Genomic DNA, 12,748 nt, shown 5'->3' with positions numbered 1-12,748 from the left:
TTTACCTTTCCTCCAAATTATTTCTACCTAATTATCCCCCTTTTCATCAATCTTACTGAAAATCAATTACTAAATTTTATCTAAACATAATTACAACTCCTATTATATCCCAAATCCCTGCATCTTATACTCGAATTGTTATAAAATTCCTGACCCATCCTGAGATTCTTTATTTCAACCTATATCTATATAGACTACATTATAGTCATATAACCTCCATTAATATACATTATATAGTAGCTTTAAGCAGCTTCCAACAATCAGCCTTTCCTATATACTATATATACCGAACGATACGCCAGTGATATTTTTAACATTCGCAGTAGATATACTATGTAAGCAGTGTATCTTTATAATCTCCAAATTGTGAATAGTTAAAAGATGTTAAATACTCCTTTATATATAAGCGGAGCCAAAAGCGCGTTATATATTAGCCGATAAATAAATAATTGATTGATTTATATTATTCCCCTATCTTTGCAAAATGTTTAAAAAGCAACTTACGTTATTAGCCAGTGTTTTAGCTCTGTTAATTATCACACTTGGCAGTTGTAAAAGCAAATACGAAAAGTTAAAGGCAAGTAACGATTATGCCAAAAAATACCAGGAGGCTATTAAGTATTACAACAAACAAGACTACAACAAAGCCTTAGGCTTGTTTGAGGTGCTGGTTGAACGTTACCGCGGACGTGCCGAGGCAGAAGACTTGTTTTACTATTACGCCTTCACCAACTATAAACTGAAGGATTATACAGCCGCAAGGTATCACTTCAAAACCTTTGCTGATACCTATCCATCAAGTACCAGGGCTGAGGAATGCCGTTTCTTTTCGGCTTATTGCTATTATCTTGATTCGCCGATATACTCACTTGATCAAGACAATACTTTAAAGGCTATTGAATCATTACAGTTGTTCATCAACCTTTATCCTAAAAGCGATCGTGTTACCGAAGCGAGTAAACTAATACAAAACCTGCGCGATAAACTGGAAACCAAAGCTTACGCAAACGCCAAGTTATATTTAACCATCAGCGATTATCAATCGGCAGTAATTGCTTTTAATAATGCGTTGCGCGATTACCCGGATACCAAATACGGTGAAGAGATGGAGTATTTGATTGTGAAAGCACAATACTTATATGCCAGCCATAGCCGCGAAGATAAACAGGAAGACCGTTATAACCTGGCTGTAGTTTACGCCAATCAGTTTAATGAAAAATTTCCTTCAAGCAAATACGGCAGCGATGCCAAAGATCTGGCAAAAGACAGCGAAAGAGGAGCTCAATATGCTAAGCGTATTATGGCCGAAGCCACAAACAACTATAAACTGGCCGAAAAATTAGCCAAAAAAGATTCGGTTAAAACATCGGCTCCATCAGAAAAGAATCAGCCACAAAAAATACCATATTAAAAAATTTTATATATGACAGCAAATAACACCAACAAACCAGCAGTAGCAAGCAGCACTGTAACCCGCGATTTACGCGAGCTGGATGTAAACACTAACAATATATATGAGTCGCTTGTAATTATGTCAAAAAGAGCGAACCAGATATCAAACAATATTAAAGAAGAGTTACACCAAAAACTTTCTGAATTTGCATCATCAAACGATAACCTGGAAGAGGTTTTTGAAAACCGTGAGCAAATTGAGATCTCTAAATACTACGAAAAACTACCAAAGCCATCATTGGTAGCAGTTCAGGAATTTTTGGATAACAAAGTTTACTTCCGTAACCCTACTAAAGAAGCTTAAAAATCCCCCCTACCCCCTAAAGGGGGAGCAAAGATTTATACAGATAAAAGAACTCCCTAACGGGAGTTTTTTTGTTACTTTTAACTTTTATTATCATTCCCCCTTTAGGGGGCTTAGGGGGTACTATGCTTGAAGGTAAAAATATCATTCTTGGAGTTTGCGGTAGTATCGCCGCTTATAAATCAGCTTTATTAGTACGGTTACTGGTTAAAGCTGGTGCCAATGTACAGGTAGTCATGACTGCCGATGCTACTAATTTTATAACTCCCCTCACTCTTTCAACCTTATCAAAAAAGCCCGCGTTGGTTAACTATTTTAAAACCGAAACAGGTGAATGGAATAACCATGTTGAATTAGGTCTATGGGCCGATATGCTTATTATAGCTCCCGCAAGTGCCAATACCCTGGCCAAAATGGCGAATGGCCTATGCGATAATTTATTACTGGCTACTTACCTTTCGGCCAAATGCCCGGTGTATTTTGCGCCAGCAATGGACTTGGATATGTGGCTGCACCCGGCTACCCGCCAAAATGTAAGCAGGCTGCAATCATTCGGGAATACGTTAATACCTCCCGGCAATGGCGAACTGGCCAGTGGTTTATACGGCGAAGGTCGCATGGCCGAACCCGATGAAATAGTGGCGTTTTTGTCATCTACCCTAAAAAAAAAACAACTTTTAGCTAACCAAAACATCATGGTTACGGCCGGGCCAACCTATGAGGCTATTGATCCGGTACGTTTTATAGGCAATCATTCGTCGGGCAAAATGGGCTTTGCCATTGCCGATGAACTGGCAACTATGGGTGCCAACGTTACGCTCATTACCGGGCCAACGGCGCAGATCAGTAAGCAGTCATCAGTAAAACGTATTGATGTTACTTCGGCCGCAGATATGTTGGTAGCGTGCCAAAGTAATTTTGCTCATGCCAATGCCTGTATCATGAGTGCCGCCGTGGCTGATTATACCCCTGCTCATGTTGCTGAACAAAAGATCAAGAAACAGGATAGCGCGCTCAACATCGAACTCAAAAAAACTATCGATATTTTAAAAACCTTAGGCGAGCAGAAAACATCAAAACAGATATTGGTTGGCTTTGCATTAGAAACTAATGACGAGGAAGAAAACGCGATAAGCAAGCTGCAAAGAAAAAATCTTGATTTTATTGTGTTAAATTCGCTTAACGATGCCGGCGCCGGTTTTCAGAAGGATACCAATAAAATAACCATTATTGACCGTAACCTTCAAAAAACTGTTTTTGACCTTAAAACTAAGGATGCCGTGGCTCGGGATATTTGCCTTAAAGTAGCACAATTGATCAACCAATGAAAAAGATAATCCTTTATATGCTGATAATGGTATTGGGTTTTAGCGCTTCGGCGCAGGACCTGAATGCCAGGGTACAAGTACTTTCACCAAAGATATCGGGTACTAATAAGCGTATTTTTCAAACGCTGGAAACCGCTATGAAGGATTTTTTAAATGGCCGTAAGTGGAGCGCCGACCCTATACTACCCCAGGAACGGATTGATTGCAATTTTGTACTCAATATCACCAATTGGGATGGCAGCAGTAACTTTAGCGGCGAATTACAGGTACAATCATCACGGCCGGTTTTTAATTCTACCTATACTTCAACCCTCATAAACCTGAATGATAAGGATGTTGATTTTATTTATAACGAAGGCCAAACTATTGATTATACCGACCAGAACTTTCAAAGTAATCTGAGCTCTATCATGGCATTTTATGCCTACATTATTATCGGGCTTGATTATGATAGCTTTTCGCTGGATGGTGGCTCACCATATTATGCCGCCGCTCAAACGGTTATCAATAATGCGCAAACGGGCTCATACCGGGGATGGAAAGCGTTTGACGGTAACATCAACCGGTATTGGCTGTCAGAAAACCTGAACAATAAAGTTTACGAACCGCTGCGTAGCTTTATATATGATTACCATCGTAACGGATTGGATATGATGTCAGATAACGTCGCTAAAGCCCGCAAAGAGATATCATCTATTCTGCCATCCCTACAGCAGATCAACCGGCAGCGCGTAGGCTCCATGTTGCCACTTATATTTTATACTGCAAAAAGTGACGAGCTGGTATCGCTATACAGCAATGCCGAGCCCCAGGAACGGCTGCAAGCCATGAACATATTGGTACAGGCCGACCCGGCCAATGGTAATAAATACCAGACACTGCAAAAGTAAATCGTCAGAATCCGAATTTTAGAATTATCAAAATAACGCTAAGAGACACTTTACAGGTGTCTCTTTTCATTTATAAGCATATCTCCACTTTCCGAATCAATTAAATTCAAAAATTTTCACAAAACTCTTGCAAATACGAAAACCATCGTAGATATTTGTACGAAGAAATTCGTATTAAAATAAGATGGATATAAAACCAACGGAAAGCGAGCTGGAAATACTCCAGGTGATATGGAGCAAAGGGCAATGTACCGTACGCGAAGTGCATGAAGAACTGGCAAAAAATAAAGATGCCGGTTATACGACCACCCTCAAGCTGATGCAGATCATGCATGATAAAGGAATGGTTGAACGCGATACATCGTCAAAAACTCATTTATATAAAGCATTATTTACCCAGGAGCAGGCACAAAGCAACGCTTTGGATAAAATATTGTCTACTGTTTTTAAAGGCTCTACCTCCAACCTGGTGATACAAGCCCTGGGGCAGCACCGGGCATCGCAGGATGAGATTGATGCCATTAAAAATTATCTTGATCAGTTTAACAAACAATAAAACATAAACGCCATGCAAAGTTTGTTCTATAATATAAGCCAGGTTTTAGGTATCACCCTTATCCACTCATTATGGCAGGGCCTGTTGGTGTGGTTTGCACTACGCCTGTTATTTACCTGTGTACCGTCATTGTCGGCAGTAAAAAAACATAACTGGAGCATGACAGCATTGCTGGCTATAACTGCATGGTTCATTGGTACCTTAATTGTTCAGGTGCAAAACCATATTTGGGTTAATTTATCGGCAACAGCCTCTCCTGATTTTTTACCTTATTTAGATTTCCCGCTAAAAAACGCCGCGCATAGCGTTTCAACAAGCTATTATAATTACGTTATTGAAGGATACCTCCCTTACCTATCTGCCTTTTATTTTGCCGGATTGATATTCAATATCCTCAAAATGGGCTTAAACTGGCAAAAAATAAGCCTCATTAAAAGGACTATGATTCCCGCCCGGCAGGTGCAAACTTATGTTGATGACTTTTGCCAAAAGCTGCACATCAATAAATATGTAAGTGTAAACTTTAGCCGCTTTATTGACGTACCCTGCATGATCGGCTTTTTTAAACCCATCATATTATTACCGGTTACCTTAACAACTTATCTGTCAGTTACCGAAGTAGAATCTATTTTATTGCATGAGTTATCGCACATTAAACGGAACGATTATCTGTTGAACATGGTTCAGCAATTTGCAACCATCATGCTTTTCTTTAATCCCTTTGCTCAATTAATTAACCGAATTATAAACCAGGAACGTGAAAATCGCTGCGACGACCTGGTGATACAAACCACCGCCCAGCCATTAATTTACGCGCAGGCACTCTTAAAACTGGAGCAATCAAGGCAAGTAAATTTACCACTGGCCCTGGCAGCTACCGGAAAAAAACACCATTTATTAAACAGAATAGAACGTATCATGAAACCTCAAAAAACCATAGGCAACATACGACACCTGTTAGTGGCCATAGCTATTATAACCGCCAGCATAAGCAGCGTAGCCTGGTTAAACCCAACTATTAAAGAAGGTAAATTATCTATAAAAAAGGTTACTTACCCTAAAGCCGTAGTTAACCTATTTACCGACACACTTAAACTTAAAAAGGATACAGCAAAACGTAAACAAGGGATAGCGACTAAGAAAACCGCAAAAAACAAAAGCATTCAACAAAAATTTAAATATTCAGATGAGTTTAATGGCCTTAACGATGCTGAATTAAACAGACTTACCGCAGAGGTGAGCAAGCACGCCGATGCCATTGGCAAATATTATAACAGTCCCGAATTTAAGGCTCAATCTGATTTAATAGCACAAAAAGGTAAGGCTATTTCCGATTATTATAATAGCCCTGCAATGCAGCAGCTCCAGGAAAGCCAGAAAAAAATGGCAGATGAATTTGCCAAAGACTGGGGCGATAATAGCCAAACCCAAAAAATAAATGATCAGATGAACGAGCTCGGAGAAAAAATCAGTACTTATTTCAGCAGCTCTGAATTTAAGCAGATAGATGGACAGCTCAGGAAAAAGTATGGCATTCCGGCCGATCAGCAATATTTTGATGATAAGAAAGACGAAAATTACCGGAAATACCAGGCAGAGCTGCATGGCAAAGTTTCGCCAAAGGTAATGGAAGAAGCAGATCAATTGAAAAAATTGGGTGGGCAGATACGCAGCCGTTATAGTTCGCCTGAATTTAACAAAAAACGCGATCAGCTAAAAGCCATGAGCGATAGTATAAAAAGGGTGTATGCTAACCAGGACATGAAAATACAGCGGGACGAAATGAAGAAAATAAGCGAGCAGATGCGTAATTATCAGAATAACCCGCAAATGAAACAAGAGCAGGAGTTATTAAAGCAGGCATCTAAAAACCTGCGCGATTATACGCAAAGCCCTGCCTTTAAGAAAAAAATGGAAGAATACCGCAAGCAAACTGAATCGGCATTTGACTTTAAGTATGATTTAAAAATGGATCCTGACGTTAAAAAAGATACACTTCAATAATTTTTAAATAGTAAGGGCTATATCCTGAAATTCGTAATTTAGTATCCTTAATAAAATAAGGATACTTTTTTTATGCTTCAAAAGCTAACCATTAATAACTACGCGTTAATTGATAACCTTGAAATTAGTTTTGGCAAGGGATTAAACATACTTACCGGCGAAACCGGTGCTGGTAAATCAATCATATTAGGTGCGCTCTCGCTTATTTTAGGCCAGCGTGCCGAAAGCCGTTATTTTTTTAATCAGCAAAAAAAATGTGTAATTGAAGGTCTTTTTAAAATTGGCGACTTTCAGTTAAAGTCTTTTTTTGAGGATAACGACCTGGACTATGAGGCCGAAACCGTTTTGCGTCGTGAAATATCGGCCGATGGAAAATCAAGGGCATTTGTAAATGATACCCCGGTTAACCTAACCGCCCTGAAACAACTTGGCGAAAAACTGATAGATATACATTCGCAACATGCTACTCTTGAAATAAATGATCCGGAGTTTCAGTTGCTGGTTGTTGACTCTGTTGCTAAACATGATACTTTACTGCATGATTATCAAAGTAAATTTAAGGCTTACCGTAAATCTGTAAGTAAGCTTAACGATCTTATAGCCGAAAGCGATAAGGCCAAGGCCGATCTGGATTATTTTCAGTTTCAATTTGATGAACTGGAGAAAGCGAGTTTAAATGCCGACGAGCAGGAACATTTGGAGAAAGAACTTTATGCCCTGAATAATGCCGAGGAAATAAAACGTAACCTGTTTGGTGCCTATTATCTGATGCAGGAGGGCGAGTCTTCAGCATTGATACAACTGCGTGAGGCTGGGCAGCAATTAGGTAACCTCGAAAAATTTGATACCGCTATTGAAGAACTTCACCAGCGCCTCAACAGTAGTATTATTGAATTAAAAGATATTGCCGCAGAAATTGAGGGAATTGAACAGCGCACGCATACCAATGATGCCCGTGTCGATGAGATCAATACCCGCCTGAGCCTGATTTATAATCTGCAAAAAAAGCACAGGGTAAACACCAACGCCGAGTTACTGGTGATACAGGAAGACCTTTTCGATAAAATACAGAAAGTATTATTCAGCGATGAGGCCGTTGAGCAATTACAAAAACAGTTGGCAACCGACAGAGCGGAACTGGAAAAACTGGCTGCTCAATTAACTACCAATCGTATTAAAGCTATCCCTGCCATTGAAAAACAGGTATTGGCTACATTAGCCGAAATGGGTATGGGCAATTCGGCGTTGAAAATTGAGCATGTTGTCCGCAAGTCAGAAAGTCCGCAAGTCGGGAAAGCAGGAAACAATGCAGCAACTGATCTTTCGGACTTCCGGACTTCCGGACTTGCGGACCATCTTACGAAAAGTGGTGCCGATCAGATCCGTTTCTTGTTTTCGGCCAATAAAGGCCACGCGCTTGCTGAAATGAGCAAGGTAGCTTCAGGTGGTGAGCTTTCGAGGTTGATGTTGAGCATTAAATCACTTATTGCGCAGTATACCGCCTTGCCTACTATTATTTTTGATGAGATAGATACTGGTGTATCTGGCGAGGTGGCCAATAAGGTCGGCCAAATTATGGAACAATTAGCCGACAACCTGCAGGTGATCACCATTACTCACTTACCCCAAATTGCCAGCAAAGGTGAGTTTCATTACTTTGTTTATAAGGATGATACAGCGGCGGCCACTTACACGCGCATAAAACAACTAGATAAACAGGAACGTGTATTGGAAATTGCCAAAATGCTCAGTGGTGATAAACCTGGTGAAAGCGCTCTGCAAAACGCGAGGGAATTACTGGCTAATTAATTGCATGGCCAGAAAAGACAAATTCAGAATATAAAAAAAGTGCCCGGCAATTAGCCGGGCGCTTTTTTTATGGTACTTGATTGGATTATTGTGGCTCAGAATCTACCAAAACAATTTTTACAAGAATATCCCTTGTAGGCAATAATGCTGCACTACCATCAGGTGTTTGTGCAAAAAGCTGAATTAAGTTTTTTGAATGGGTAAAGCTATAAGCCACTCCACTATAGGTTTGTGGTATTGCCTCATAGGTATCGCCGTTATCACCAGATATAGAAACTATAACTCCACCATTAGCTTGAGTGAAATCATCCAACTCTGGTAATTCGCCATTTTTTCCTAAGTTAACTAAGTAAGATTTTGTTCCCGTTGTAGGATCTGTATTTAACAACCAATCACCAGGATTGCTTGCATTTGTACCACCCTTAACGGTAAAAAATACAGTACGGTTTGCAGGCGTAATATACTTTTTAGTACATGAAGTTGCTGCCAATAATATAGTGCAGCATACAAGAGTCAAGATTTTTTTCATACAGTAATGTTTTGTAATTATTAATAAGACGCTAATTTCATAAAAAGGTTTAACGTTTTTTACTTTCTTTTATTTTTAAAATATCATCTTCAAAAGCAAATACAACTGTAATAATAAATAATTACCTTTAAACTAAGCCATTAGTATACTTATACTATGTTTAGATACCTTTTCCTGATCCTTACTTTTTTACCCACCATTACTGTTGCCCAGCTTAAAATAAGCGGCAAAATTATAAATGTAAATGGTAAAAAATCTATTGCCAATGCAAGTGTATTTTTAAATAATACCGGCGTAGGCAATAAAACCACTGATGACGGTTCGTTTACGCTCCGTAATGTAAAGCCAGGTCAATATGATCTGATCATATCAATAGTTGGATATGAAACTTACAGCCAAACTATATTATTTAATAAAGACACGATTTTAAATGAGATCAGTATTAATCCTAAAACAATTGAGCTTGCCGAGGTAAAAATTAAACCTGATAATAACCGCGAACGATACTACACACAATTTAAGCGCCAATTTTTAGGAAGTACGACTAATGCCGCTCAATGCAAAATATTAAATCCGGAGTTTCTTGACTTTCAGTATGATAATAATACCCATATTTTACAGGCCTCCTCTTATGATTTTCTGAAGATTGAGAATGAAGCGCTCGGTTATATTATTAAATATAAGCTTAATGCCTTTATTTATAACTCCGATAAAGGCTCGGTATATTATGAAGGTATCTCGGTATTTGAGGATATGCCTGGCGACGCAAGTCAAATTCGCAAGTGGCAAAAGCGCCGGCAAGAGGCTTACCGTGGTTCGTCTATGCATTTTTTGCGCAGTATTATCAGCAATGAATTAACGCCGCAGGGATTTGAAGTACTCAAGTTAACCCGCAAACCAAATCCCGAATATGCTGAAAGTTCGTTTAATCATAAAGACAAATACATTCAATCCCTGATTAAACAACCACTCAGCATAAACGACTTTGTGAAACGCACCACTAAACCTGGTATTTACGCGCTTGACTTTAGCGATTGCCTTTATATCATGTACAACAAAAAGCTCAGCGGCACCTCTGGCGATATTTTTTTACAACATGACATGCCTGATTACGCTACAACAATTGCTACACTGAACGAGCAGGCTTACGCTTTTTTTGATAACAATGGTATTATTGCTAATCCGCGCAGCATTACTTTTGAAGGCGATTGGAGTATTTACCGCTTTGCTGAAATGTTACCCGTTGATTATGAACCACGACCCACTAAATAAAATATCACAAAACAAAAAACCCGGCCAATGGCCGGGTTCGTTTATTTAAAAGGATTCGCAATTATTTTTGCTCTTCCTGTTCAGGCTCTTTACTTTCGCCTTTTTTGTCGCTCACGATCTTGATCTCGTTAGTTTCCTTATCGTAATCAACGGCCATGATATCACCTTCGCTTAGTTCACCTTTCAGTATCTCTTCAGCAATCGGATCTTCCAGGTACTTCTGGATGGCACGTTTTAACGGACGGGCACCGAATTGCGAATCGTAACCTTTATCGGCAATAAACTCTTTAGCAGCTTCGGTAAGTTCAATTTTGAAACCTAAACCGTTAACACGGCTAAACAAGAAAGCTAATTCAATATCAATGATCTTGAAGATCTCTTCTTTACCCAATGAGTTAAACACGATCACATCATCAATACGGTTCAGGAACTCAGGAGCAAAAGCACGTTTCAAAGCATTCTCGATAACACCTCTTGAGTGCGATTCAGCTTGTAAGTTTTTAGCATTAGTGCTGAAACCAACACCTTGTCCAAAATCTTTCAACTGACGGGCACCAATGTTTGATGTCATGATAATGATGGTATTCCTGAAATCAACCTTGCGGCCCAATGAATCAGTTAGCTGTCCTTCGTCCAACACCTGTAACAGGATGTTAAATACATCAGGGTGAGCTTTTTCAATTTCATCCAGTAAAATTACCGCGTATGGTTTACGGCGTACTTTTTCAGTTAATTGTCCACCTTCTTCGTAACCTACGTAGCCCGGAGGCGCTCCAACCAAACGTGATACCGCGAATTTTTCCATGTATTCGCTCATGTCAATTTGTATAAGCGCGTCCTCGGTGTCAAACATAAAGCGGGCAAGTTCTTTTGCAAGCTCTGTTTTACCAACACCGGTTGGGCCTAAGAAAATGAACGAACCAATAGGTTTTTTCGGATCTTTTAATCCTGCACGGGTACGCTGTATGGCACGGGTTAACTTTTTAATCGCATCATCCTGACCAATAATCTTACTTTTCACGGTGTCAGCCATGTGCAGTAATTTTTGGCTATCGGCTTGGCCTACCCTTTGTACAGGGATACCGGTCATCATTGATACTACCTCAGCAACATTATCTTCAGTTACAGTATAACGTTTTGATTTTGTTTCAGCCTCCCATGCAGCTTTTGCCTGATCAAGCTCTACCAGCAAATTCTTTTCGGTATCGCGAAGTTGTGCGGCTTCCTCATATTTCTGGCTGCGTACAACTTTGTTTTTCTCGATCTTGATCTGCTCAATCTTCTGTTCAATGTCCAGTATGTTTTGTGGCACATGGATATTGGTTAGGTGAACGCGTGATCCTGATTCGTCCAAAGCGTCGATAGCTTTATCTGGTAAAAACCTGTCGGTAATGTACCTTGTAGTTAAAGTAACGCAGGCATTAATAGCTTCTGGTGTATAAGTTACGCCATGATGCTCTTCATATTTTTCTTTGATCCTGTTCAGTATCTCGATGGTTTCTGCAGGAGTTGCAGGTTCAACCATTACTTTCTGAAAACGACGGTCAAGCGCGCCATCTTTTTCAATGTATTGGCGGTACTCATCTAATGTAGTCGCGCCAATGCATTGGATCTCGCCCCTTGCCAAAGCAGGTTTAAACATATTTGAAGCGTCCAGTGAGCCAGAAGCACCACCAGCACCTACTATAGTATGTATCTCATCAATAAACAGAATAACATCAGGTGATTTTTCCAACTCGTTCATTACTGCTTTCATGCGCTCTTCAAACTGGCCGCGGTATTTAGTACCGGCAACCAATGAGGCCAAATCAAGTGTAACTACACGTTTGTTGAACAATACACGTGATACTTTACGCTGAACAATTCGCAGTGCCAATCCTTCGGCAATAGCCGATTTACCTACACCTGGCTCACCTATTAATATAGGGTTGTTCTTTTTACGACGTGAAAGTATCTGCGATACCCTTTCAATCTCCTTTTCACGACCAACAATAGGGTCAAGCTTACCATCTTCGGCGGCACGGGTTAAATCGCGGCCAAAGTTGTCAAGCACAGGAGTTTTTGATTTGATGTCAGAAACCTTTTTAGGCTGACTAAATGACTCTTCTTCTTTAAAGTCATCGTCGCCACCTGTAGGTGATCCTGGCATTTCGTCAGTAACATCGTTTTTATGTGATTCAACTTCGCCTTTAAATACTTCGTAGTTTACATTAAACTGCATCAGTATTTGTGAAGCAATGTTATCCTCATCGCGAAGAATGGATAATAGCAGGTGCTCAGTTCCAATTACATCGCTTTTAAATATCTTGGCTTCAAGATAAGTTATCTTCAGTACTTTTTCGGCTTGTTTAGTTAGCGGGATACTGCCAATATGTACGTTTGTTCCAATAGTTCCTTTAACGGCATCTTCAACGGCGCGACGCAGTTTGGCCGTGTCAACGTTCAAACCTTTGAGCAATTTAATTGCTACACCGTCTCCGTCCCGGATAAGCCCCAGCAAAAGATGTTCAGTACCAATATAGTCGTGTCCCAGGCGTAAAGCCTCCTCTCTGCTATATTGAATAACATCCTTAACCCTCGGCGAAAATTTAGCTTCCATATATA

10 protein-coding genes are annotated in these 12,748 nt (G+C 39.9%); 8 read left to right on the top strand and 2 right to left on the bottom strand.

Translation table 11 applies throughout. From position 1 onward, the window contains the following. Nucleotides 1-484 precede the first annotated feature (484 nt). The 7 genes from AAGC65_RS20795 (at nt 485) to recN (ending at nt 8,343) form a co-directional block, all read left to right on the top strand. The gene (locus AAGC65_RS20795) at nt 485-1,411 is read left to right on the top strand and encodes an outer membrane protein assembly factor BamD (protein ID WP_343114382.1); all 927 of its coding nucleotides are present in this window, start codon (nt 485-487) and stop codon (nt 1,409-1,411) included. A gap of 12 nt (nt 1,412-1,423) precedes the next feature. Then, nucleotides 1,424-1,756 (top strand): DNA-directed RNA polymerase subunit omega, encoded by a 333-nt coding sequence (locus AAGC65_RS20790; protein ID WP_343114381.1) that lies wholly within the window; start codon nt 1,424-1,426, stop codon nt 1,754-1,756. A 125-nt stretch (nt 1,757-1,881) separates the two neighbouring features. Continuing rightward, entirely contained in the window at nt 1,882-3,084 is a 1,203-nt protein-coding gene (gene coaBC, locus AAGC65_RS20785) for a bifunctional phosphopantothenoylcysteine decarboxylase/phosphopantothenate--cysteine ligase CoaBC (RefSeq protein ID WP_343114384.1), read from the top strand. Then, a complete protein-coding gene (locus AAGC65_RS20780) occupies nt 3,081-3,974 on the top strand; it encodes a DUF4835 family protein (protein ID WP_343114380.1) in 894 nt (297 codons plus the stop codon). Before coaBC ends, AAGC65_RS20780 begins: the two co-directional genes overlap by 4 nt. Nucleotides 3,975-4,158: 184 nt before the next feature. Next, nucleotides 4,159-4,530 (top strand): BlaI/MecI/CopY family transcriptional regulator, encoded by a 372-nt coding sequence (locus tag AAGC65_RS20775; protein WP_343114379.1) that lies wholly within the window; start codon nt 4,159-4,161, stop codon nt 4,528-4,530. Between the two features lie 12 nt (nt 4,531-4,542). Next, nucleotides 4,543-6,534 carry a M56 family metallopeptidase gene (locus tag AAGC65_RS20770; protein ID WP_343114378.1) on the top strand — a complete coding sequence of 664 codons (1,992 nt, stop codon included), beginning with the start codon at nt 4,543-4,545 and terminating at the stop codon, nt 6,532-6,534. 72 nt (nt 6,535-6,606) lie between these two features. Further along, nucleotides 6,607-8,343: a DNA repair protein RecN gene (recN, locus tag AAGC65_RS20765; protein ID WP_343114377.1), complete on the top strand. Its 1,737-nt coding sequence runs from the start codon at nt 6,607-6,609 to the stop codon at nt 8,341-8,343. A gap of 85 nt (nt 8,344-8,428) precedes the next feature. On the opposite strand, the gene AAGC65_RS20760 is transcribed toward recN, so the two are convergent. Beyond that, a complete protein-coding gene (locus tag AAGC65_RS20760; RefSeq protein ID WP_343114376.1) occupies nt 8,429-8,872 on the bottom strand; it encodes a hypothetical protein in 444 nt (147 codons plus the stop codon). A 156-nt stretch (nt 8,873-9,028) separates the two neighbouring features. Between AAGC65_RS20760 and AAGC65_RS20755 the strand changes: the two genes are divergently transcribed. Further along, nucleotides 9,029-10,144 (top strand): carboxypeptidase-like regulatory domain-containing protein, encoded by a 1,116-nt coding sequence (locus AAGC65_RS20755; RefSeq protein ID WP_343114375.1) that lies wholly within the window; start codon nt 9,029-9,031, stop codon nt 10,142-10,144. A gap of 61 nt (nt 10,145-10,205) precedes the next feature. Here the strand turns inward: AAGC65_RS20755 and AAGC65_RS20750 are convergent, their stop codons facing one another. Next, entirely contained in the window at nt 10,206-12,743 is a 2,538-nt protein-coding gene (locus AAGC65_RS20750) for an ATP-dependent Clp protease ATP-binding subunit (RefSeq protein WP_343114383.1), read from the bottom strand. Between the last annotated feature and the right edge of the window lie 5 nt (nt 12,744-12,748).

Origin of the sequence: Mucilaginibacter sp., assembly GCF_039207105.1 — a bacterium.
In the GTDB taxonomy this organism is placed as follows: domain Bacteria; phylum Bacteroidota; class Bacteroidia; order Sphingobacteriales; family Sphingobacteriaceae; genus Mucilaginibacter.
The sequence above is the reverse complement of the archived record's forward strand: the minus strand, read 5'-3'. Positions and strand labels throughout refer to the sequence as shown.